Annotated in this window: 20 protein-coding genes; 7 read left to right on the top strand and 13 right to left on the bottom strand. The window is 47.3% G+C overall.

The features are described 5' to 3' along the window. Positions 1 to 23: 23 nt before the first annotated feature. The 3 genes from C5O22_RS05145 to C5O22_RS05135 all read left to right on the top strand — a co-directional run bounded on the left by C5O22_RS05145 (position 24) and on the right by C5O22_RS05135 (position 1,918). Positions 24 to 839 carry a TIGR00282 family metallophosphoesterase gene (locus C5O22_RS05145; RefSeq protein ID WP_132780125.1) on the top strand — a complete coding sequence of 272 codons (816 nt, stop codon included), beginning with the start codon at positions 24 to 26 and terminating at the stop codon, positions 837 to 839. Further along, positions 808 to 1,233 carry a SoxR reducing system RseC family protein gene (locus C5O22_RS05140; protein WP_132780124.1) on the top strand — a complete coding sequence of 142 codons (426 nt, stop codon included), beginning with the start codon at positions 808 to 810 and terminating at the stop codon, positions 1,231 to 1,233. Before C5O22_RS05145 ends, C5O22_RS05140 begins: the two co-directional genes overlap by 32 nt. Positions 1,234 to 1,387: 154 nt before the next feature. Further along, positions 1,388 to 1,918, top strand: coding sequence for an Hsp20/alpha crystallin family protein (locus C5O22_RS05135; RefSeq protein WP_132780123.1), 531 nt, complete (start codon positions 1,388 to 1,390; stop codon positions 1,916 to 1,918). Between the two features lie 263 nt (positions 1,919 to 2,181). On the opposite strand, the gene C5O22_RS05130 is transcribed toward C5O22_RS05135, so the two are convergent. From C5O22_RS05130 to C5O22_RS05105, 6 genes are all read right to left on the bottom strand, one after another. Then, positions 2,182 to 3,924 (bottom strand): NADH-dependent [FeFe] hydrogenase, group A6, encoded by a 1,743-nt coding sequence (locus C5O22_RS05130; RefSeq protein WP_132780161.1) that lies wholly within the window; start codon positions 3,922 to 3,924, stop codon positions 2,182 to 2,184. Positions 3,925 to 3,935: 11 nt separating this feature from the next. Beyond that, complete coding sequence (gene nuoF, locus C5O22_RS05125) at positions 3,936 to 5,726, bottom strand: NADH-quinone oxidoreductase subunit NuoF (RefSeq protein ID WP_132780122.1); 1,791 nt, start codon at positions 5,724 to 5,726, stop codon at positions 3,936 to 3,938. A gap of 13 nt (positions 5,727 to 5,739) precedes the next feature. Further along, complete coding sequence (locus C5O22_RS05120; protein WP_132780121.1) at positions 5,740 to 6,135, bottom strand: (2Fe-2S) ferredoxin domain-containing protein; 396 nt, start codon at positions 6,133 to 6,135, stop codon at positions 5,740 to 5,742. 19 nt (positions 6,136 to 6,154) lie between these two features. Next, positions 6,155 to 6,703: an ATP-binding protein gene (locus C5O22_RS05115; RefSeq protein ID WP_132780120.1), complete on the bottom strand. Its 549-nt coding sequence runs from the start codon at positions 6,701 to 6,703 to the stop codon at positions 6,155 to 6,157. A 3-nt stretch (positions 6,704 to 6,706) separates the two neighbouring features. Then, the gene (locus C5O22_RS05110) at positions 6,707 to 7,201 is read right to left on the bottom strand and encodes an NADH-quinone oxidoreductase subunit NuoE family protein (RefSeq protein ID WP_132780119.1); all 495 of its coding nucleotides are present in this window, start codon (positions 7,199 to 7,201) and stop codon (positions 6,707 to 6,709) included. A 136-nt stretch (positions 7,202 to 7,337) separates the two neighbouring features. Continuing rightward, entirely contained in the window at positions 7,338 to 8,027 is a 690-nt protein-coding gene (locus C5O22_RS05105) for a hypothetical protein (RefSeq protein WP_132780118.1), read from the bottom strand. Positions 8,028 to 8,132: 105 nt separating this feature from the next. Between C5O22_RS05105 and C5O22_RS05100 the strand changes: the two genes are divergently transcribed. Continuing rightward, entirely contained in the window at positions 8,133 to 9,842 is a 1,710-nt protein-coding gene (locus tag C5O22_RS05100; RefSeq protein ID WP_132780117.1) for an AMP-dependent synthetase/ligase, read from the top strand. Positions 9,843 to 9,970: 128 nt separating this feature from the next. Here C5O22_RS05100 and C5O22_RS05095 read toward each other — a convergent pair whose 3' ends face one another. The 7 genes from C5O22_RS05095 to C5O22_RS05065 form a co-directional block, all read right to left on the bottom strand. Continuing rightward, positions 9,971 to 11,197: an MFS transporter gene (locus tag C5O22_RS05095; RefSeq protein ID WP_132780116.1), complete on the bottom strand. Its 1,227-nt coding sequence runs from the start codon at positions 11,195 to 11,197 to the stop codon at positions 9,971 to 9,973. Between the two features lie 259 nt (positions 11,198 to 11,456). Next, positions 11,457 to 12,395, bottom strand: a complete 939-nt coding sequence (locus C5O22_RS05090; RefSeq protein ID WP_132780115.1) for a hypothetical protein — start codon at positions 12,393 to 12,395, stop codon at positions 11,457 to 11,459. Then, a complete protein-coding gene (locus C5O22_RS05085) occupies positions 12,392 to 13,273 on the bottom strand; it encodes a 4Fe-4S binding protein (RefSeq protein ID WP_132780114.1) in 882 nt (293 codons plus the stop codon). The genes C5O22_RS05090 and C5O22_RS05085 overlap by 4 nt, the downstream gene beginning before the upstream one ends. An 89-nt stretch (positions 13,274 to 13,362) precedes the next feature. Next, positions 13,363 to 14,787, bottom strand: coding sequence for a sensor histidine kinase (locus C5O22_RS05080; RefSeq protein ID WP_132780113.1), 1,425 nt, complete (start codon positions 14,785 to 14,787; stop codon positions 13,363 to 13,365). Continuing rightward, complete coding sequence (locus C5O22_RS05075) at positions 14,784 to 15,482, bottom strand: response regulator transcription factor (RefSeq protein WP_132780112.1); 699 nt, start codon at positions 15,480 to 15,482, stop codon at positions 14,784 to 14,786. The genes C5O22_RS05080 and C5O22_RS05075 overlap by 4 nt, the downstream gene beginning before the upstream one ends. Before the next feature lie 84 nt (positions 15,483 to 15,566). Then, positions 15,567 to 17,657, bottom strand: a complete 2,091-nt coding sequence (locus tag C5O22_RS05070) for a methyl-accepting chemotaxis protein (RefSeq protein ID WP_165910409.1) — start codon at positions 17,655 to 17,657, stop codon at positions 15,567 to 15,569. A gap of 208 nt (positions 17,658 to 17,865) precedes the next feature. Then, positions 17,866 to 19,947, bottom strand: coding sequence for a methyl-accepting chemotaxis protein (locus C5O22_RS05065; protein WP_165910408.1), 2,082 nt, complete (start codon positions 19,945 to 19,947; stop codon positions 17,866 to 17,868). A 133-nt stretch (positions 19,948 to 20,080) separates the two neighbouring features. On the opposite strand from C5O22_RS05065, the gene C5O22_RS05060 reads away from it, so the two are divergent. The 3 genes from C5O22_RS05060 to C5O22_RS05050 are packed head-to-tail and all read left to right on the top strand — an operon-like array spanning position 20,081 to position 24,354. After that, positions 20,081 to 21,043 carry an AAA family ATPase gene (locus tag C5O22_RS05060; RefSeq protein ID WP_132780109.1) on the top strand — a complete coding sequence of 321 codons (963 nt, stop codon included), beginning with the start codon at positions 20,081 to 20,083 and terminating at the stop codon, positions 21,041 to 21,043. A gap of 1 nt (position 21,044) precedes the next feature. Continuing rightward, complete coding sequence (locus tag C5O22_RS05055) at positions 21,045 to 22,298, top strand: DUF58 domain-containing protein (protein ID WP_132780108.1); 1,254 nt, start codon at positions 21,045 to 21,047, stop codon at positions 22,296 to 22,298. Continuing rightward, positions 22,279 to 24,354, top strand: a complete 2,076-nt coding sequence (locus tag C5O22_RS05050; protein WP_132780107.1) for a transglutaminase domain-containing protein — start codon at positions 22,279 to 22,281, stop codon at positions 24,352 to 24,354. The genes C5O22_RS05055 and C5O22_RS05050 overlap by 20 nt, the downstream gene beginning before the upstream one ends. Positions 24,355 to 24,360 lie beyond the last annotated feature (6 nt).

The following is a 24,360-nucleotide window of genomic DNA, read 5'->3' as shown; positions in this document are numbered from 1 at the left end:
TACGATAGCAGGGAGATCCCAAATTGAAGATCCTCTATGTAGCCGAAATTGTAGGAAAGGCAGGCATTTTTACCCTTAAACAGGTGTTACCACAAATAAAAAACAACGTAGACTTTGTTATTGCCTGTGGAGATGGGGCCACCAATGGATACGGTCTTGGGCGAAATCACGCGGGCTATATCCGAAAGCTAGGGGTAGATGTTATTACTACCGGGGATTGCTGCTTTTATAAAAAAGATCTTGTTCAAAATATGGAGAAACTCCCCTATGTGTTGCGGCCTGCGAACATCGGTCCCTATGCCCCGGGGTACGGGAGTCGAGTATACTCCGTGGGGGCCACGAAGGTGGGAGTGGCAGTACTCCTGGGGCAAAGCGGTTTTAATCGCATCCATGGAGATAACCCTTTTGTTCTATTACCAGTACTTCTAGAGCGGCTTCATCAGGAAACTCCCATAGTACTAGTAGATTTCCATGGAGCCACCACGGCAGAAAAGCAGGCCCTCTTTGCTCTAGCGGCAGGCAAGGCCAGCGCCGTTATCGGGTCCCATGGACGGGTTCAAACCGCGGATGCCCGAATCCTTGGCGGGGGAACGGCGGTGCTTACCGACGCAGGGCGGACGGGAAGCCTTGATTCGGTAGGAGGCACCGAAATTTTCAGTCGCATCCGGGAATACCAGACCGGTGTTCCCGACTGGAGCCGGGACGCCTGGGATCGGCCTCAACTGCAAGGGGTTATCGTCGAGGTTAATCCTGAAGGAAAAGCAGAAAAAATAGAACCTCTTCGTATAGATTGTAAGGAGCTTCCTCATGAAAGAGATCGGCACGATAGTGAAGATTGAAGGATCCCACATAACCATTCAGGGAGGGGAGTTAGCGGCCTGTTTTGGTTGCATGAACCAGGAATGTCGGGCCAACGGGAAACGCTTTGTGGCAGAAAATCCCCTGGGTTTACCGCTCCAGGTGGGTCAAACAGTGGAAATAGAACAAGCCCAGGAAGCAGTATGGAAACAGACCCTGCTTCTCTTTTTGCCACCCCTTATAGTGTTTGGGGTACTTTTCTGGGGGAGTGGCTACCTTTTTCCCTCTTTGGCTCAGGACCTTCGGGTTGCCCTGGGGATAGGAGGCATCTTTGGGGTATGGGGACTACAATATTTCATAAGAAAGGGAAAACCCTTGGGGGGAGGACCCCGTATCATCCGAATCATAGAAGCATCCCTAGAATCCAACGGGTAGCTAAACACCTATTTTCATTGTCAAGAGTTATAAAAACAGGTATACTTTATACTAGAGAAGGTGAGTAACCTCAGAGGAGGGCTCACAGATCGCTCCGTAGGGAGGATCATCAATTTTACCGTGCCAGCAGGACGGTAGGAGTAAGGAGTTCCATATGAAAGGGAACAAGGTGTACGTGGATTTGGGGACCATCTTCGACGAAATCTTCGAAGCGGCCCAGAATTTCAGTGACGAATTCCATCGGAATTTTGGCACCTTTGGAGAAGGACGGGGGCCTTTTGGAGGATTTGGCTATGGGCAGGACGAAAATGTGGATTACTATCCCAACTATTCGTATCCTCCCATGAATGTCTACATGCTCCCTGACCGCACCCTGGTATTTGAGTTCGCCCTGGCAGGGTTTGATGAAAAAAACATCAGCCTCTCTTTCCAGGGGGACTATATGGTATTTTCTGCCAAGATTAACCCCGAATACCAACTGGACGAAAATGTCCGGTTCCTTAAACGGCGACTTAAACTGAAGGATATTGAAAAACAAAAATACTATGTCCCGTTGGATAAGTTTGCCCAGGAAAAAGTAAAGGCCGTGTACCGAAATGGAGTTCTTAAGGTAACCATCCCACCTAAAGAAGAGGTAGAACAAAACGAGGGGATTAAAATCGAAATAATAAAAGAAGGAGAGTAAGGCTATTTTTCAAGTATTTCCCAACCCGAAATTCTTGAGGGACCGGAGATTCTAAAAACGTGGGGGGACAGAACTTGTCCCCCCATATATTTTTTCAGGAAGGCATCATAAACTCTGAATTTTTCTGACTATTCCCTCTCGTTAATTTGTTTCTTCCAAAAATTTTTCAAAATAAAAAGGCCCCGGCGATCGCTCCGGGGCCTGCGGTGTTCGCTATTCGTTAAACCACCCGCATCTTCATTTTTGGGTTTTTTAAGTCCGGATTATTTTAAATACAAGGGCCGGGCCACATAGTGGGTATGAAGGAGTTCGTGCGCCTTGTGACTATTAGGCTCACCAAGGAACTCATCATATACCTGCTTAATATAGGGGTTCTGGTGAGAACAGCGGTAGGTGCTCTTTTCATCATCATGATAGATACCTGAAATCCGTTTGGCCCGTACCTCGTCGGTACACCCATAGGGCTGCCCACCACCACCGATACAACCACCACGGCAGGCCATCACTTCTACAAAGTGATAGGGCGGTTCCTTGCCGGCTTCTCGGGCTTCCCGAATCTTATCCAGGACGGCGGCAATGTTTCCCATCTGATGGGCCACAGCAATACGGATTTTCTTTCCGTCCAGGTCCACTTCCGCTTCTTTTACTCCCTTAAGTCCCCGGGCAGCCACAAAGTTTACATCCCCCAGTTCCTTTTTGGTCACCAGGTAGTAGGCCGTCCGCACCGCCGCTTCCATAACTCCACCGGTGGCACCAAAAATGGTACCCGCCCCCGTATAGGGCCCGAGGGGACTGTCCGCTTCTTCGTCCGGCAGGTTCAGGATATCGATACCCGCCTGTTTAATCATCCGGGCTAATTCCCGGGTAGTAATAGACACATCCACATCCTGATAACCAGAAGACCGCATATCGTCGTTACGGGTGGTTTCCCACTTCTTAGCCGTACAGGGCATGACGGACACGGAGAAAATCTTGGCCGGATCCACCCCTGCTTTCTGAGCCCAGTAGGTCTTAATCATGGCCCCCATCATCTGCTGAGGGCTCTTGGCAGTAGAGAAATTGGGAATGAAGTCGGTGTAATATTTTTCCATATAGTCGACCCAGGCAGGACAACAACTGGTGATAAGGGGAATATCACCACCCTGGGTAAGGCGTTTTACCAGCTCTGTTCCCTCTTCCATAATGGTAAGGTCCGCCGAAAAGTTGGTATCAAACACGGTCTTAAACCCAAGACGCCGCAGGGCCGCATAGATTTTTTTGGTGATGATAGTTCCAGGCTCAAGACCGAACTCTTCCCCGAGAGCCACCCGAACGGCAGGAGCAATCTGTACCACCGGGTGAACATTCGGATTCTGCAGAGCAGCCCACACTTTCGTGGTATCATCCCGTTCGTAAATGGCACCGACAGGACAGTGGGCTGCACACTGACCACACTTGATACAGGGGCTGTCCCCCAGGGGCACATCGGCCGCCGACGCAATCCGGCCGTTGATACCACGACCGAGGAATTCAATGGCCCAGACATTCTGCATGTCCTGACACACCTTCACACAGCGCCCACAGCGCACGCATTTTTCTGGGTTAAGGACAATGGCAGGATTCGAATCGTCGATAGGCAGGTCCTTCACGATACTCTGATAGGGAACCTGCCGAATTCCAAACTCCGCGGCCAACCGCTGGAGTTCACAGTTGCCGTTCCGGGGGCACTGGAGACAATCGTTAGGGTGATTGGAAAGAATGAGTTCCACCACCGTCCGGCGCACCTTGATGATCTCGGGATCGTGGGTAACGATAGCCATACCTTCTGAAACAGGAGTGCAGCAGGCACGGACCATTTTTGGTGACCCTTCCATACGGACGATACAGATTCCACAGGCCGCCCAGGGGTGGAGATCGGGATTATAACAAAGGGTAGGAATTTTTATGTTGATTTTTTTCGCCGCATCCAGAATAGTGGTCCCTTCTTCTACCTGGAGGGGCACGCCATTTACCTTAATATTTACCATCATCACACTCCTTACTTCTTAAGCACTGCGCCAAATTTACAGGTGTTAAAACATTCCCCACACTTGATACACTTGGAAGCATCGATCACGTGGGGCTGCCGCTTTTCGCCACTGATACAATTTACGGGGCACCGACGGGCACAGAGGCCACAACCGATACACTTAGAGGGATCAATCTCGAATCGCACGAGGTGCTTACACTTACCGGCCCGACATTTCTTATCTACAATGTGTTCAATATATTCGTCCCGGAAATTCTTAATGGTAGAAAGGGTAGGATTCGCCGCAGAACCCCCAAGCATACAGAGGGAGGCCTTGGTCATAGCCTTCCCAATGTCTTCAAGCCGCTGAAGGTCCTCCATCTCTCCGTTGCCTCGGGCAATTTTCTCAAGGATATTCTTAATCTGGGTGGTGCCAATACGACAGGGAGCACATTTCCCACAGGATTCATCCACGCAGAATTCCATGTAGAAGCGGGAAACGTCCACTACGCAGTCGTCTTCATCCATGACAATCATCCCCCCGGATCCCATCATGGAGCCCAGGGCGGTAAGACTTTCATAATCGATGGGTGTGTCCAGACTCGCTTCGGTAAGGATTCCACCGGAAGGACCACCGGTCTGAACTCCCTTGAACTTCTTCCCGTTTTTAATGCCCCCACCGATATCAAACACAATCTCCCGAAGGGTGGTCCCCATGGGAACTTCCACCAACCCTGAGTTATTCACCTTTCCGGTAAGAGCAAAGACCTTGGTTCCCTTGGATTTTTCAGTACCAATCTTAGCGAGCCAGGCCCCCCCCTTGGTAAGGATAACCGGGATATTGGCCAGGGTTTCCACATTATTGATAACCGTGGGCTTTCCCCAGAGTCCCTGTTGAGCCGGGAAGGGGGGCTTGGGAACTGGCATTCCCCGCTTACCTTCGATAGACTGAATGAGGGCCGTTTCTTCCCCACACACAAAGGCCCCGGCCCCAAGCCGAATTTCGATATCAAAATCAAAACCGCTGCCGAGGATATTTTTCCCTAACAGGCCATACTCCTTTGCTTGCTGGATAGCAATCTTAAGCCGGTCAATAGCAAGGGGGTATTCGGCCCGGATATACACAAAGCCCTGATGAGCCCCAATCACCTTTCCGGCGATAATCATGGCCTCGATGATAGAATGGGGATCCCCTTCGATGGTGGAACGGTCCATATAGGCCCCGGGGTCTCCTTCATCGGCGTTGCAGATCATGTATTTCACATCGCCGGGAACCTTTCGGGCAATATCCCACTTAAGCCAGGTGGGGAATCCAGCCCCACCCCGGCCCCGGAGACCGGAAATCTTAAGTTCTTCGATGATCTGTTCGGGGGTCATTTCAAAGAGGGCCTTTTCGAGAGCCACATAGCCTTCCCGTGCTATGTATTCATCGATATTTTCCGGATTGATAACCCCACAGTTTCTCAGGACCACCCGGACCTGTTTCTGGTAAAATTCGATATCCTCTACCGCGGTTTTTACTTTCTGGCTTGCATCTTTTTTGTACAGAAGCCGCTGGACTTCGCGTCCCTTAACAATCTGTTCCGCAATAATAGTCGGCGCATCCTCGGGCTTCACTTCCACATAGAAAGAATCCTCCGGCAAAACCTTTACAATAGGTCCCTTTTCGCAGAACCCAAAACAACCGGTTTTAACAATCTGAACCTGATCTTTTACACCCTGTTTTTCGGCTTCGGCGAGTAAATTCCGGTAAATTTCATCGCTTTTATTGGATTCACAGCCCGTACCGCCACAGACTAAAATATAATGATTATAGGCCATGCGCTTGTCCCCCTTACTTCGCAATAATATCTGCAGCAGGTCGGTCAAGAATCAAGTTATTTACCAGTTCCCTGCCAATGATATGCTTTTCCACTATCTGGGCCGCCGCTGCCGCATCTACCTTGCCATAAATGATGGTAGGCATCCCTGGAACCACAACTTCCACGGTTGGTTCTGAATGACAGAGTCCCATGCAGCCGGTTTGCCGCACCATCACCTGATCCACCAGGTGTTTTTCATCAAGCAACTTTAAGAAGGCGTCTAAGGTTGCCTTGGCCCCAGCAGCAATACCACAGGTTCCCATCCCTACAATGATTTGAATGTTTTTTCCCTCCGTGTCTCGCTTGCGGAGGTCTGTTTTTTTGGATTCCCTGAGCTTCCTCAGCTCCTCCAGGGTCATCTTTGCCATATCACGCTCCTTATCGTCCTTATTCTTCTGTTTCCTGGGATCTCAAATACTGATCCAGCAGTATGAGATTTTCCCCTTCTTCCAGATTCCCCAACACGTTTTCTAGCTCAGAGCGTCGAACCTCATACTCGATGCGGCGACCCTGCCGAACCAGAGAGCGGTACAGGATCCACTCCTCTGGCCCCGGCAACAGAAGGATGGTCCGAATCAATCCGGGAATATCGCCCACCGGGGGACAATCCACATTTTCAAGATCGAACCACCCTGCCACGGTTGTTCCTTTCCCCGGTTCAGATTGAACGTTCCAGCCACCCCCACTCTGCTCGGCGGTCTGGACCAAAAAAGGAAGCCCCAGCCCCACCTTTCGCCCCGGATGTTTTGTTCCATCCGTATAAAAGGGATCCAGAGCCCGCTGAAGGCTTTCCCTGTCCATCCCTTTTCCATCATCCTGAACAGAAAAATAGAATCTCTTTTCTGTCTCTTCTATTTGTACCCTCACCCTTTTGGAATGTGCCTCTGCCGCATTCTGGGCCACATCAAGTACCAGATCGCTCAGAGTAAAATGCATCGGTTACGCATTTTGATACTTGGCAATGATGTCAGGTAGCTGATCCTTTGTTACCTTACCATATACATCATTTCCAATGGTAATGACCGGCGCAAGGCCGCAACAACCAACACAGCGGACCGGATCGATGGAAAAAAGACCGTCTTCCGTCACTCCCCCCTCAGAGAGGCTCAGGATATTCCGGGCCTCTTCGATAAGTTCCTGCCCACCCTTCAGGTAGCAGGCTGTTCCCAGACATACGGAGATCTTGTATTTCCCCGGCTTCGTCGTTTTAAAGAAATGGTAAAAGGTTATTACCCCATAGATCCGGGCAAGGGGTATCCCGGTTACCTTTGAAACCTTCTCGGCCGCTGGTCGGGGAATATATCCAAAGGTTTCTTGGATCTTATGGAGAATCATGATGAGACTGCCCGGTTTTACCTTCCATTCATCGATAAAAGCGGTAAGTTCCGGAGGGAACTCTATGTCCCGCGTTACGGTGGCGCCTACCTGTGCCATGAAACAACCCCCTAACAAATAGATAAAAAAATATCGTATTAATACAGGGGTATTCTATAATACTATAAAAAATTAGACAAGCACCCTTCTATTTCAATTTTTATCTATATATTTTTATCATTATGTTAGAAAAGGCTTACTTCCAGCTAAGCCTCAGAACAACCGGTTGTTCGAGCACCAGAAAATCTATAACAGATAAAGAGAAATTACCCACCTTTCCATCGCTGGTGCCTCCCGTGATGGTCGTAATAGTCCCCGGGACGGTGCAACTAACCCGTAATCGACTCTGCTCAATTTCCCGTCGCAGGGCAACGCCATACACCGATTCCAGGAGCGAGAGGTATTCCTTTCGAGACAGCCGTTCTCCCGTCATCACAGGGGCCATAAGGGCATCAAGATAGTCTCGGACATCCGGAGAAAACAGGGCAAGCAGGGCTTCCCGATGGTTTCGAGAAAACTGCAATTCCAGGGTTCCCCCTCCCGAAGAAAGAAAAGAAACCGTTCCCACGGGGATCCGATTCAAGAAAAGGGGAATATTATTCATCTGGAGGGTCCCTTCAAGAGCAGAGGGAGATACACTTTTCAGCGACACCCTTTCCACACCCGGCAAGTCCTTAAGCCCTTCCTCAATAGGTCGGTTATCAATTCCTAAATTAGGGTTTCCAGAAAGGTTCCGAATAAGATTGAGTGTTTTTTCTCCCAGGGCAAAGGAAAACTGGATGGTAGCGGCCTGGGGAGAATCCAGCTTAACCGCAAGGCGCCCATCCGCACAGGACCAAAAAACAAGAGCACCTAGCCAGACTAAAAATAAAGTTCTATTCTTCATAGCTTTCAATGTATCACAGGGGACAAAAATTGTACAAAGAACCCCCTTCTTTTTTACTCAAATTCCCCCTATAATCAAAAAAATCAACCTAATAGAGGTACATCTATGAAAACCACAACCACCCCCTGGGCATTTCTTGACGACTATCGGGGCACTTTTTTTTCAGGCCAGTGGCCAACCCTTCCTGAGATGTTTCGGATTACCTGTAGCCGGTATGGGGAGCGACCCTGCTTTACCGTATATGAACCGGATCGAATAAGCTTAAGCTATGCCGAGGCCTTAAAAAAAATAGAAGCCGTAGCCCGATGGCTTGCAAGCAAGGGGATTCATAAGGGTTCCACCGTAGGAGTGACGGGGAAGAATAGCCCCGAATGGGCCATAGCTTACTTAGGGATTTTGTTCGCCGGGGCCGTGGTGGTTCCTATCGATTATCAACTGAAACAGGAAGAAATAGAACTACTTTTGCGGACCGCGGATGTTCAAATTCTTTTTGTAGATGAAGAAAAATATCCCTATTTTGCCGAAAAATCCGGCCTTCTCCGGGAAATTGTTTCCCTTAAGAAAGGAATCGGTACGTATATCTACGATCTTGATGGTCCCGACAATACCCTTCCTCAAACTAAGGAAGAGGACCTGGCGGCCATCCTTTTTACATCCGGGACAACCGGGAACCCCAAGGGGGTGATGCTTACCCATAAGAACCTTGTATCCGATTGCTACCTCGCCCAAAGTCATCTTACCATTTATCCTACCGATGTATTTTATGCTCTTCTGCCGATCCATCATTCGTACACCATGCTGGCGGTTTTTATCGAAGCGATTTCCGTCGGAGCAGAGGTAGTGTTTGGAAAACGGATCGTAACCAAAGCAATTCTTAAAGAACTTAAAGAAGCCCAGGTAACCATGTTCCTCGGGGTACCCATGCTGTTTAATGCGGTACTCAAGGGGATAATGAAAGGTATTCGAGAAAAGGGGCTTCTGGTGTATCTTCTTATTCGAAGCATGATGGCCATAAGCGGTTTTATTAAAAAACTATTTAAGGTGAATCCAGGTAAGAAAATGTTCCACTCAATCCTGGAAAAGGCTTCGCTTTCTTCAATACGAATCTGTATCTCCGGCGGCGGGCCCCTTGCACCAGCGGTGTTTCGTCAATACAACCAGCTTGGTATCGATTTTATCCAGGGTTATGGGCTTACCGAAACAAGTCCTATTCTTACGTTAAACCCTAAAGAGCATTACAAAGAGACGAGTGTAGGAAAGGTGCTTCCCCAGGTGGATATGAAAATTCTTAATCCCGATGCCCGCGGGGTGGGAGAAATCATCGTAAAAGGGCCCATGGTTATGCAGGGGTATTACAAAATGCCCGACGAAACCAGGGCTGTTTTTACCGACGATGGCTACCTTAAAACAGGGGATGTGGGGTATCTCGATCGGGAAAACTACCTGTATCTGACAGGTCGAGCTAAAAACCTCATTGTCACCGAAGGGGGTAAAAACGTATACCCCGAAGAGATAGAAAACGAATTTCAACTCTATCCTGAAATCGAACAAATTCTGGTACGAGGGTATATGGCGGATGGAAAAATGAAGATAGAAAAAATCGAAGCCCTGGTGTATCCCAATCAGGAAGCTTTCAAAGACGAACAGGGAGGATTGCGACCAAAAGCAGACATAAAAAAACGGATAGAAGAAATTATCGCAGAAGTTAATGGCAGGCTTTTACCCTATCAAAGAATTGAACGGCTTACAATTATAGATGAACCTATGGAAATGACCACCACCAAAAAGATAAAACGGAACACCGTCCGCCAATAACTACGGAGAGTGTTAGCCATGATCCTCAAGCCCCAAAGGCGCTCAGCCCTGGCTCTTTTTCCGTAAGGGCCGGCGGGCCCTCAGAGCCTAGGACGGGGCCAGTCGCGGCCCCGTCTATGGAAGGAGGATTATTTTCCTGCTCCCTGGTTTTTTTTCCTATACACTAACAACATACTGAACAACACCAGGGCCCCCAGTTGGGTTATCACCGAGAAAATCACCAGTGGTAAGGCACCCCAGAGGTCATAGAAGACCCCAATAATGGCGCTTCCCACAAACCAGAAAAATCCAAACACCGTATGAAAGAGCCCATACGCCCTCCCTCGAACCGATTCATCAACCCAATCGCCAATGGCGGCCCTCAGAATCGATTCCTGGGTTCCCACACTGATTCCCCACAACACCATACCTGCCAGAATAAGCGGAATATTCCCCATAAAAATAAGAGGAGCGGTAAACACTTCTACCACAAAGAGCCCTAAAAGGGCTTTCAATCCAAAACGATCATAGAGGAACCCAAACACGATGGCCGCCGCCGCATCCACTGCCATGGCCCCGGCATACAAAAGAGGTATGGCCTCTTCCACAAAACCATTCGTCTTTTTAAGGTGAAGCCCAATAAGGGGAAAGTCGGTGATTCCCATAGCTAAGAGGGCCGCCGCCGCCACAATAATCCAGTATTCCCGACTGTAACCGGTTGTCCCTAAGACGGATCGGACCGTTTTTAATTCAAATTTTTGAGGATGGGGGAACAAAAAACGGGCCACTATGGCGGTTCCTACCGCAATACCCGCCGGAATAAACAATAGGAGTAGCCCTTTTCGGTATCCCGCTAGGGACTCTCCGTTTTTTGTGGTAAACAAAAGAAGAGAAAAAAGGGCTGGCCCCAGGAAAGCCCCTAACTGGTCCATGGCTTCGTGGAGTCCAAACCCGAAACCACTGCCGGTCTGTTTAGAGGCAAAGGAAAGCACCGCATCTACCGCGGGCTTACGAATGGCCTTGCCTACCCTCTCTAAAAAAAGGAAGATAATAGCCAGTTGCCAGCCACTAAAAAAGGCCATCATAGGAAGAGAGGTAAGGCCGATGGTATACCCCAGGATGATTAAAAGCCAGTATTTCCTTGTTTTATCGGCGATAGAACCAGAGACAAACCGGAGGGCATATCCCACAAATTCTCCAAGGCCCGCCGCAAGCCCCAGGGCAAAGGCACTGGTTCCCAGGAGTTTAAGGTACTGGCCCACCACACTGCGGCCACCCTCATAGTTCATATCCGCAAAAAGGCTTATCACGCCGAAAAGAACTATAAACAGAATCGCCATTTTCTTGTCTAATATGGGTTCTTTCTCTGATTTCATGATAGGTCCTCCACAAAATTAGGAAATACGTTGTGTAACTGTATCACAGGTTTTTTATGTTTTTCTATACAAACCACCCAGATAAACACCCCAGCGGCGGCAACAAGACACAAAAAGGACTCTTTCACTTTAACGGGGGCCCTTCTTCAAAGAATCGTCCCATTAAGAAAATCCCCAGCGGCACAAACGCCCTGGGGTTACATGGGAGTAATGTAAGTTATTAAGTTATTTTAAAGATAAAACCCAGTCTTTCCCTTCCCTAAGGTTTTAATTTTTGTAGCGCATCCCGGACAGTACTGAATTCCAGTCCTTCCGCAAGGCACCAATCCCGAATAACCGTTTGTTCGGGTGGCATCGGTTTACCCAACACCTGCTCTATTTGAGCTTTTGAAACACCCCAGGCTAAAACCTCTGCAAAGGTAGTTTTTCCCCGAATAAGATTTTCTGAGCTTGTCTGGGGAAGGGGTGTATGGGTTGCTTCGGTAGCAGGGGAGGTTCGCTGAGTCTGGGAATTCGATACTGCAGTAGAAGATACACTTTGTCCATCCGAACCCGTTCCTTTGGTGGCCGCAACCGGTTGAGTTTGGTCAACATTGGTGGTTGCCGCAGGCACTTTCTGAGGGACCCCCGTTTCTCCTGAATCGGACGTTTTAGTTTCAGGAACCTTTGGATCGCTCGCAGAGGCGGGCGATTCAGTGTTCTGCTCCTGGGTAACCACCAGGCGGGGTTGTAGCTGGGCTATTTGTTCATCCGTAAGCTTACTTAAGTCCCGGAGCACCTTTATCGCCGTATCCAGGATACCGGTACTTTCTTCTTTTGGAGTGTACGGGATACCCGTATACAGGGCAACAAAGAGCCGCACCGAATCGGTACCAATTTCCTTATCTCCCATGGTTCCATAGCGGCCTTCAATATCCTTTGCTTTAATGAGAGAAGGATCAGGCACATCGGTATATCCAAAAGCCTGGGCAAGAACAGAAACAGGGACCCCATAATTTTTTTCCATATCCGCAAAGGTATAGGATCCTCGAAGATCCGCGGGGTCACTCATTCCCGCAAAATCCCCGGTGGTGATCTTCTTGGCCACCTTTTGCGAAGCCGTAATCCACCACCCGAGGGCTTTAGCCCCTCCTATACCGATTACTAGGGTTCCAACTATAATTCCCACCAACACGTATGATTTTACAAAAACCTTCATTGGGCACCCCCTTCTGTGGACACTTTTTGCGCCCCCTTGGCTTCTAAAGAAAAATTCCCTGCCATAAGTTCTACCGTAGCAGGCACAGGACAGGCCGTTTCAGAGGTGCACTGAAGACAGGTAATACACTGATGGTGACGAACGGTTGTACTCGTAGAAACAGATATGTTCATGGGACATGCCCGATCGCAGGCCTTACAGTTAATACAGGTATTCTGATTCCGTTTAATTCCAAAAATACGGAAGATATTAAAAATTCCCAGGAGGGCGCCGTAGGGACAGGCATACTTACAGAAGGGCCGTTCAATAAAAAGAGAGGCTATTAAAGTAAGCCCCAGGATAATCAACGCCGTAAGGGGCACTTCACCGGTCCAGAAGTTAAAAAGAGCGTAATAGGGATCCACATCAGAAAACACCAGTTTCATGGAAGTGGCCGTAACATACACAACCCACACCAATACGCCGTACCGTAAGAACCGGAGGTAACCATCCAGACGAGAGGGAACAAAATGATTATACCGTTTCTTAAAGAGCTTTTTTCCCAGTTTACCGATAAGTTCCTGCACCGTCCCCATGGGACATACCCAGCCACAAAATACGGGACCAAAAAGAACAGCCAGGAAGAACACAAGAGCCATGAGCACTACTGAAGCTTCATGTACTTTTTGTACAAGACTCCCCGTGGTAACAAGTTGATAGAGAGACACCACTCCACCAAAGGGACAAATCCCATGTAACGATGGATTACCTATAAAGGGAATTTGGATTCCCGTTTCAGACAATCCATGGTTCACGCTAATAAGCGTAATAAGAAGCAAAAACATGAGTTGAATTCCCAACCGTAGTTTTGAAGCCACGCCCTTTTTCTTTGCTGGCATATCAGCACCTCCCCAAAATTAACAAGGCTGTATAAAAATCGCCCTGTTTGGCTTTTCATGTTAATTGTATTATCTGCTTATGCAAATTTTTAGGGAGATTCTGTGTTTTTTTTGTGAAGATAGAGGGTAAACACACTGGTTCCTTGGGGAGTATTTTTAAATTCCACGGTTCCTCCATGGGCTTGCGCCACAGCCTTTACAATCGCAAGCCCCAAACCGGAACCTTCAGTTCTCCGGGCGGCATCGGCCCGGTAAGAACGTTGAAAAAGGTATGGAATATGCTCCTCTGCGATAGTCCCCTGATTACAAACGGAAATAGAAATTCCCTCCTTTTCTTTAGTAAAAAATAGCTGAAGTAGTCCCGGCGTACCATAGAGAAGGGCATTATGTACAAGATTACTTAAAGCACGAAGAAGAAGTTTTTCATCCCCTTCAAAAGAAGGAAGGTCCCATTTTCCGGTAAGAGTAAAACCCCTTTCGCGGGCAGGAATATCAAAGCGGGAAAGAAGTTCGGAAAAAAGGGATTCACAGTGAATGGTGTGGTACTGGGGCTTAAATTCAGGAGCCTCTATCCGGCTCAGCTCTGCAAGATCCTGAACCAATTGCTGGAGCCGCAATACTTCATGGTAAAGATGGGAGAGCCGTTCGTTACTTACAGGTAATACCCCATCAATAATCCCTTCTAACTGGCCGCGTAAACTACTAAGAGGGGTTCGCAGGTCATGGGCAATATCAGCGGTCCATTGCTTACGGAGGTCCTCTTCCCTGGTTAACCGCTCTTGTAGTTGCTGAGCCGTTTGGGCAATTGTATGGAGTTCCTCTACCAGATCAGCAGGGAAAGTAACATCCCGCTTGCCTGCTTTGATCGCAATTAACCCCTGGGCCACAATACGCCCCTGACGGGCCAGGATTCTTGAAAAACCATAGGCGATACCCAGAGATATCCCAAGAGATATTCCCAATCCTATCCAGAGGGTTTGGGTCAGGGTAGATAAAAAACGGGCATTCGATTCAGATGCATTAAACCCAAAGGTCCCAGCGGCAAAACGGGCGACAATCTTTCCCTGAATATCGAGGGTTTCAAGCGTAACAGTATTTCCGTGACGGCGTAAGAAATTCTTCCCCTGTCCCGGATCTGAACCTGGCCGTATTTGCTCACCTTGCCGATAGAGGTATAAAAGATTTCCTAGGGCATCTTCTACATAGAGGTAAATATTTGGATTGATAAGTGGTGCTACCGCATGTTCGATATCTACCGTTGTAAGAAGGCCCTTAGTACGATATAGGTTTTCGAGAAGGTCCCGGGTATCCCGTCGAATGGAGGCATTTACCGATTCGTTCCATCCTTTTACGGAGGAAGAAATCCCCCAGGAAAGCAGGAGGGTAAAAAGTCCCAGTACCATAAGGCTGGCAACGGAAAAACCCAACAAGGTTTGAATGAACAGACTCTTGCCTTTTAAGCGGGGAACCCTTTGAAAAATCCTACCACTGAGTTTAAAAGAGAACCTTTTCATTGAGAGGAGTCCGCCACCTTACCGGCAAAGCGATACCCAAAGCCCCGGCGAGTTTCTATCCATCCTTCTTTTCCCAATTTGTGCCGAATATTTTTGATATGGGTATCGATTGTTCGTTCCGAGCCCGTATAATAATACTCAAGGCAGGCCCCCAAGAGCTGCTCCCGGGAAAACACCTGGCCAGGATGCCGGCCCAAATAAGAAAGGATTTTCCACTCCGCACTGGTAAGAAGACACTCCGAGCCATTTATCAACACCTTTTGGCTAACCTCATCAATTTCCAGAACATCGCTTTCCAGATACCAGCGGGTACGGGCTCCCTGATTCCCTTTCTGAGATTGAGAACGCCGAAGTATCGCTTCTACCCGTAAGACCAGTTCCCGGGGTGAAAAGGGTTTTACCACATAATCGTCAGCGCCAATTTCAAAACCAAGGATCCTGTCGGATTCACTTTCCCGGGCAGTAAGAAAAATAAAAGGCACCCCTGGATATTGTTGCCGTATCGCTTTTGCCAAGGCAAATCCATTGCCATCAGGAAGGGCCACATCAAGAATACAAAGGTCTGGCCGGTGCTGTTGCATCGATTCTAGAACCCCCGAGACCCCCTCGAATTCCCGGACCTGATACTCTTTTATTTTTAAGTACTCACTGACCACTTCTCGAATCTGCGGATTGTCTTCCACGAGATAAATCATACCGAAAAGGCCCTACCCCCGGGATTTGTTTCTAGGGGCCCCTGGAGAGCCCCGCCCCTCTTCCCTATCCTGTATGCTCCCCTCTTATTCTATCTTAAACTTTGCCACAAGACTATCCAGACGATGGAGGGCCTCGGTGTTTTTACCCGTAAGGCCACTGATGTGCTCCATGGCCTGGGCAATTTCATCGGAGCCCCGGGCCATCTCATGGGTAGCTTCTTCGATATCCTGGGTTCCTTTCATAAGGCGCCCCATTTCTTCAAGGATGGTCTGGCTTCCAATACGAATTTCTTCCGAACCCGATCGAATTTCACTGGTAATATGGTTAAGCTCTTTCATAGCTTCCAGAACCTGTTGAGACCCCTCTTGTTGCTCATCCATAGCATGTTTTACTTCCAGTTCCTGGTTTTCTACCCGCTTAATACCAACAAAGACACTATCAATTTTGTTCTGGGCTTCCGTAGTAGACTGAACCGCCTGTTCTACCAGGTCCTTAACATTCTGGAGTACCTGGGCGATGGACTTACTTTGATCATTCGCATTTTCCGCAAGCTTTCGAATTTCTTCAGCCACCACTGCAAAGCCCTTACCGGCTTCTCCCGCATGGGCCGCTTCGATAGCCGCATTCATGGAAAGCAAATTGGTCTGGCTTGCAATGGTAGCTATAATTGTATTGGCTTCCATCATGCCTTCGCTCGCTTTTTCTATTTCGTGGATTACCGATTCAACCGTATTCAAAAGTTCCTTACCCTGATCCGAATCACGAACCAGGTTCTGAAGGGTTTCCTGATTTCGATTAATGCTTTGGGCCACCGATGCGATATTAGCCACCATTTCTTCGATGGCACTGGAAGCCTGACCAAGACTGGTGGTCTGGGTTTCAATCATTTGAAGGAAAGATTGAATATTGCGGTTTATCTGTTCTACCGTGGCCAAAGTTTCGCTTACCCCTGCGGATTGGCTTATCAGTTGATCCTGAATGTGTTTGGTATTAGCCGCAATTTGCTTTGCAGAGGCCGCCGATTCTACCGTGTTGCTCTGCAATTCTTCTCCCAGAAGGCGCATATCTTTTACGATTGTGCGAATAGAAGTCACAATAGTATGCACCAGATCCAGAAATTTATTGATATGCTCTGCCATTTCGCCAAGTTCATCCCGGCTACGGATATGGATGCGCCGGGTAAGGTCTCCCTCGCCCCGGGCAAGGTCTGCCACGGCATGGCGGGCCTCCTGGGCCGAACGACTGATAAAGCGGCTTACTATAAAGATAAGCACGCCGAGCAACATCGCAAGACCAGCATAACTGAGAACCACTGACCACATCACCCTCTGGGCTGACCGAACCAATACCTGTTCGGGAAGTACAATGGCAAAGCTCCAGCCTGGAAGACTTTTGAGGGGCCTAAAAAAGAAGAGCTTTTTAACCCCCTGATTATCTACATAGCGGCCGATACCTATTTCTCCAGCAACCATGCGCTGGGCCAGGGGCTCAAGCCCTCGGAAGCCTTCCTGTTCTGAGGTAAGGAGATTCAACTTCATTACAAAACCCGCATTGGGATGCACCACAATGGTGCCTTTATTGTCGGCTACAAAGCTATAAATACCTTCTCCCAGGTTAAGTTCCGTAATAGTACTTACCTTCTGCAGGTCAAGGGAAAAGGCGATAATCCCTTTGGGGGTAGAGACACCCTTTTCGTAAATCCCCGCTGCCACAACAACGACCGGTTTTCCCGTGCTTTTTGAGATAAGGGGATTGCTTACCACAAAGGGCTTTTTTTCCTGGAAAATCTGCTTGTAGTAGTCCCGTTCAGCCAGGTTGGTACGGTTTCCGTCGGAATAGGTTACACTCCCATCGGGGAGCCCTATAAAAAGGGCTGCCATATTGCTATCCAGAGCCTTTTCTTGAGCCAGGTAGGGAACAACTTCTTCCAGATTCATTTTTACGATAAAGGGGTTTCGGGCTAGATGCAGGGCCCGTTCAATATAAGTAACAAAAAAAGCATCCGTATTTTCCTGTACATGCTCTGCTATATGTCCCGTATAATCGGTAATTAACTGAGCATCGGCTTGCAAGGCCGTAGAGTAAGAAAAAAAGCCTACACCGCAGAGAATCACAAAAACAGGAGCCAATAAAAATAAATACATGCGTTTTTGAATTGTTAATTTAACTTTCATATGAGGTGCCTCCATTACAGTTTTTGTATGATTGTCTATATTATAGAAGGCACCTTATCAGTATTCAAGGATAAGAGACAAAAAATGTGTCTTTTTTTCGGTTTTTATTCTTATCTGACCGCCGCATTGGCAAAAAATATTGAGTTCAGAGGGGGCCCATTTTTTTCCTCTTTCGATAGGGCCCTCCCGGAACTTCAATTTCTGAATCTTAAACCGTAAACTTTCCGACCAATTGATCTAGTTCAGCAAGAGCTTCCGTATTTCGAGTACTCAGGGTTTCTAGATGTTCCATGGCCTGGAGAATCTCCCTGGCTCCATCGGCATTTTCTTTTGAGGCAGCCTCAATCTCAGCTGTCCCTTGCATAATTCGCCGCATTTCTTCTAAGATCGCCTGGCTTCCCAGCCGAATTTCTTCTGAACCAGAGCGGATTTCACTGGTAATATGATTTAATTCTTTTAACGCAAGTAAAACCTGCCGGGATTCCTGTTCTTGACCGGTCATGGCATTTTTTACTTCCAACTCCTGATCCCCCACCGCTTTAATTCCTTCAAAAATAACTCCATACTTCTGTTGTGCCTGACCGGTGTACTCCACTGCGGCCTCGATAAGTTCTTTTACAGTCCGGAGAACCTGGGCAATAGTTTTGCTCTGTTCATTAGCATTTTCCGCAAGTTTTCGAATTTCCTCGGCCACCACCGCAAAACCCCTTCCAGCTTCTCCCGCATGAGCCGCCTCTATAGCCGCATTCATGGAGAGCAAATTAGTTTGACTCGCAATAGTAGCTATAATCGTATTGGCCTCCATCATGTTCTCGCTAGTCTGATTAATTCTTAGAATGAGTTTTTCTACTTCGTTAAGAAGATCCTTGCCGGTAGCAGCTTCCTGCGAAAGCTGAGCAACCGCTTCGTGATTCTGGACAGTTTTCAATGTTACCACCGTGATGCTTGCAACAACCTCTTCGATAGCCCTGGAAACCTCTTTCAAATGGTTATTCTGGGTTTCAATCATCTGCAAAAAAGATTGAATATTACGAGAAATCTGCTCAGTGGTAGCCAGTGTTTCGGTAATACCAGCGGACTGTTGGAGAAGTCGGTCCTTCACATTGGCACTATTACCGGCAATTTGATGGGCTCCAGCGGTAGTTTGGACCGCATTTGCCCGCAATTCTTCTCCCAGTGTATGCATTTCCTGTATGGTCATCTTTACAGAACGTACAATCGTATGAATAAGATCCAGAAACAGATTCAATTTTTGTCCCATCTCTTCCAGTTCATCCTGGGTATGAATAGAAAGTCGGTGTCGCAGATCTCCTTCGCCCTGGGCAAGGAGCTCGATGGCTTCCCTGGTTGCTCGGATAGGTTTACTCACAAAAGCACTTGCCATAAATATAAGAAAAGCAAGAACTAAAGAAAGCCCCACAAAGGCGAATCCCACAAACCAGAGAATTTGCTCTGCCGGTTGTAAGAGGTCTTTTTCAGGAATAATAATGCCATAACTCCACCCAGCAAGACTTTCTAGGGGCATAAAGAAAATATGATACAACTTCTTGTCGGGTCCCCAAAAAACACTTTCCCCCTGTTCTCCATTAATCATCCTCCGGCCTACCAGTTTAAGTCCCCGATAGCCAGCCGCATCCGCTTCGGTAATCTTAAGACGCATCCGCACCTGCGAATCAGGGTGGTAAACTATGAGGCCTTTTCCATCTACTAAGATATTAGTGGTACTTTTATCGCTCGTAAGGGTAAAAATCCGTGAAAGATAATTTAAATCTATGAGGAGACCTATCATTGCTTTGGTACTCTGGGCATACCGATCTTTTATAGCTGTTCCTGCAACAATCACAGGGTTCCCCGATGTTTTGGAAATGATAGCATTACTCATAACAACGCTTTTTTGACGAGAGAAGATTTCTTGATAGTAATCCCTATCATTCACCTGTAAATACTGACCATCGGAGCTACGGGCACTTCCATCAGGGTATACCAGAATAAGTCCCTCCAGGAAGCTATCATAGGCCTTTTCTTCTACCGCTACTTCCATAAAGCGGTTCCAGTCCAGAGATGAAATACGGGGATCCCGCGCAAGTTGTTCTACCCGCGTTCGGTAATTCTTAAAAACCACATCTATCCGCTGGGTGGCATGAACAGCGGTTTCAAGGGCCGAATCCTTTATTATTTTTTCGGTGATAAGCCGGGTTACTCCAAAGGTTATCGAACCAATAAGAGCCAGGAGTACCATGACAGGCAGTAATAGCCACAGATACATCTTTTTGCGAATGGAATATTTCATTTTTCCTCCCATGATTATTTTTACCTAACCTTTTTTAAGAAATTATGTATTTTTATAAGCATTCTTATTTTTTTATACAAGAGCCTTAACTTCAAAAAATGTAAAATTGTGATACACTAAACAGAGGCAAATCATGGACAACAAAAACACAGAGATTGAGAAACAACTAGAAATCCTACAAAGAATTGAAAAAGAAGTCCTTCAAATTTTTGTGGGAGACCTCCGGATTGTTCGTCTCGCAATGTTGGGACTTATCAGCGGACTCCATGTTCTGATAGAAGACATCCCGGGGGTTGGCAAATCTACCCTTGCCATGGCCCTTGCCCGCGCGACGGGACTCGATTTTGCCCGTATCCAATGTACCCCCGATCTCCTTCCTGCCGATATTCTCGGCGTAAACATCTGGGATCAAGAAGGCCGGAAATTTGTATTCAAACAGGGGCCTATCATGGCCCACTTTGTTCTGGCCGACGAATTGAATCGGGCCTCTCCCCGCACCCAGGCAGCGTTCCTCGAAGCCATGCAGGAAGAACAGATCACCCTTGATGGGAAAACGATCCCCCTCCCTCAACCTTTTTTTGTAATAGCCACCCAGAATCCTCAGAACTTTGTGGGAACCTTTCCCCTACCCGAAGCAGAGCTCGATCGATTTGGGCTATTTTTTTCTATTGGGTATCCCGCTGAAAAGGACGAGGTACTTTTATTAGAACGCTGGCAAGGGCCCAAAGGTATTGAAACAATCAACCCCATTACAACTATCGAGGAAATTAATCGAATTCGGCAGCAGGTACAAAAAGTTCTGGTAACCCCCGTAATTCAACAGTATATCGTTTCTCTTTGCAGGGCCACCAGAAACCATCCAGACATTCGGCTGGGCGCAAGCCCTCGGGCAGCGTTGTTCCTGCAACAGGCCGCTCGCGGAAGGGCCTATATGGAAGGTCGAAGCTTCGTTATCCCTGAGGATGTAGAGGCCATAGCCATTCCCGTATTGGTCCACAGACTTACGGTAAGTTCCCAGGTGCGACTTTCAGGGAAAGGCCCAGAACAGGTAGTACGAACTATTGTACAGAGTATCCCAAAACCAACGGGACTGTAACATGCTCCAGGTCCGCCTTTCTTTGCCCGTCATTATGGTACTATTTTTTATTCTGGCCCTCTTTAATAGTCTCCAGGGGCTTGTGGGTCCCTACTCAGGAATTTTATTGTTCATCCCCGTATCTTTAGTAGGGGGATCCTTGTTCCAGCTTTTTTATACCTACGCCCACTTTGGGTTTCATCAGGATTTTTCTACCGACCATCCTGTCCGTGGAGAACCGGTTCGTTATTCACTGGTTATTCATAATGAAGGTTTCCTTCCCACTACCCTTATCCGATACGAATTCTCCTATACCGGTCCTGGATTGGAAACCTTTTTTTATGAAGGGTTACAGGGATGTATATTATTGCCCCATGAGAATCAAAAAACTGAGTTTACCTTTTACTGTCAGTATCGAGGGGTATACTCAGTAGGTATTCGTCGACTGATATTCCGGGATATGCTGGGAATTATCGAACTTTCATACATCGCGGAACCGAAAATCTTTTATGTATATCCTGAAATTCACAGGCTGCCATCTTCCATAGACACCTTTTTTTCTAGTTCAGGAGAACAATCGGTATTGTATGGGGGATTTACAGAAGAGGTAGGGGTTTTTGAAAACCTTATCCCCCTTCGGGATGGAGAAGGAGATCGGTACATTGCCTGGAAGCGTTTTGCAAGCACCGGGGTTCCCTGTCGATATCAGTATGGTAAAGCCTCTGGCCGTTTTCTAAAAATTGTCCTGGATCAGAGGCCCCTATCCCAGGGAATCCTTTCAGAAGAAAGGCTTCTAGCCGAAGATGGAGCGATAAGCTTTATCTTTTCTCTTCTGAACCATATGATAGAGAGGGGGATCCCCGCCGAGTTGGTGTTGGGAAACGCAGAAACTACCTACCCTATAATGGAAAGAAAAGACTTTGATTATCTTTATCAGATTTCAACGGGGATATCCTTTACCGACCCTCGTTTCCCCTTTACTGCCTTTACCGGAGATTATACTGTGTTATTAGTAACCCTGCAGTCCCTGTGGGAAGAAGATCCCCTTATCCAGGTTGATCTGTATACTCACATCGAACAGCGAGTACGATCAGAGAAAAATACCCATTGCGTTCTGTTCAGTCCTCCCTCTTTGTATAGCACCTACAAAATGCTTGCCGAAAAATCGAAAGAAGCCCTTTACCCTTTTCGCAAAAATGGAGTTTTACAGGTAGTAAACAGCAATCTTGGACCAGAAGGATGGAAAGATATTTTTGATGAACTGGAAGCTTTTTAAGAAAATCTTTTTTTTCTCAAGCAAGCTAATACTTCTTTTGGCACTGGCGGACCTCCCTCTGGTATTCCTTGCCTGGTACCTTAAAGCGCAGGGCCCCTGGTTTTTACCAGCCCTTTCCAGTGTGCTGATAACAACCCTTTCTTTATGGATAACAGAAACAAAGCATTTACGCATTAAAACAATTCTCTCTTTTCTTGTCTTTTCTATCGCCTTTATCTGGATAGGTATTTTCTTAATTCTTATTAATGTTAGTCGCCGTTCCCAGGCAGAGTTATGGTTTGATATGGTTCGCCAGGGTCAGGCAGAAGGATTTTTTTCATATTTTGCGGTTCTCCTTATTGGGGTGCTTACTCACGGAAGTGCCCTTTTGTATGTTTACACGGGCCCACTATCAGCCTTGAGTGCTTTTTTCACTACCGCAGGTTTAATCGCAGCGATTCTCTTCAATTTTCCGATTGGGTGGTTTTTTGCTGGAATAGGAACTTTTATTACCCTCACCTTTATAATCATGAAAAAAACAAAAAATCCTTTTTATTTTTTCAAACGTATATTCTTTTCTTTACTTATTTCCTTTTTCCCCGTTCTTCTTATCTTACTAAGTGGAAATTTGTTCTTTCTTGTAAAAAACCCTTCTCCCATTTCTATTGTAGATCTTACCCCGCTGGTATATCGATATTTCCCGGATCTTCCCCTTCTTCTTGAAATACCAGGATATGGGACCTCTATAAACAGTGGAGAGTTTCCTCCCCGTCTTATTCTTTCTCCACTCCCGCTCTATCAAATACAAGGACCGGCAAACACGGAACTTTATCTTGCTACCCATATATACCGGAGTTTTTCCGATGAAGGCTGGGTTCCTTTTTATGTTACTCCATCAGAAGCTTCATTTCGGCTATTACAAGAGAAACCTTCTGTTCTCAGAGAAAATAGCCTCCTGTTAAAGCTAACATTAACCAGCGATTTTTTTCAGGTGCTCCCCCTTCCTGCAGAAGCTAACGGCATCTACCTCACCTCCGAAATTCTAAAGAATCTAGACAAAAGCGAAACAGAAAACCAGAAATTTATATCAAGGGCCCAGGGATTTACTCAGCTTCTTATGAGCGGGGGGCTTTTATTTCCTAGCCCCATTAAAAAACACACCGAATTTTACGTGATGTATACTCCCACATCAAATACCCTTTATCATGGCATACCAGCGGGCTATACTGTGGGGAAACCAGAAGATTTTCTGGAGCCCCTTCCCGACCCGCAAGGTATAATTCGGCGTCTTGTTCAACAATGGGAACATTCTTCTGATTCCGTACAGGTCGTTCAAGAGATGACCTCTTTTCTAAAGAAAAACTATATCTACTCGGAAGAAACCAAAGGGGGACCGATCATTCAAACGATCGAACGTTTTCTTTCCGAAGAAAAAAGGGGGTACTGTTTGCATTTCGCCAGTGCTCTCGTCGCCCTTGCCCGAGAACGGGGAATTCCCGCCCGTCTTGTGGAAGGTTATCGGATTTATCTTGACGAGAAGGGGTCTGGAGAGATTCGGGGAACAAATGCCCACGCATGGACCGAAGTATTCATTGATGGTCAGTGGCTTCGTTTTGATCCAACCCCTGCACAGAACCTTCCAGAAGAAGTAGCCACACAAGATAGCATTCACACAAACCAATACAACACTTCGGAGGGGACTCCTTCTGGTAAAGAACAAGAGTGGGCTCCTCTTTATTACCTAGCACTTTTCATAGTTTTTCTTTTTGCTTTGAGCAGCCTGGTCCTGTGGTTCCGGATCCGCACAACACCTTTTAACCAAATTCGAGCCAGAGCTCGTCGCTTCGTTAAAAAAGCCCGTCGATACGGAATCGCCGGTCCTGATCGCCTTGGCTGGACAGGCTGGCTTGCAGCACTCGAGGAACAGCAGGTTCCCCTCCCTAAAGAAGAAATCCAGCAGATTACCCAGCAGATGATAGCCCATACCTTTGGAAGCCCTTCCTCCGTGGTACAGAAAAACCCACTCTTTCTTCTATTAGCAAAAGTTTTTAAGAAGAAAAATTCTCCCAATCCCTAGAAGGAT

The sequence above is a fragment of the Treponema sp. J25 genome, assembly GCF_004343725.1.
Classification (GTDB): Bacteria; Spirochaetota; Spirochaetia; order Treponematales; family Breznakiellaceae; genus J25.
Note: the sequence above shows the minus strand (reverse complement) of the source record. Positions and strands in the feature narration are given on the sequence as shown.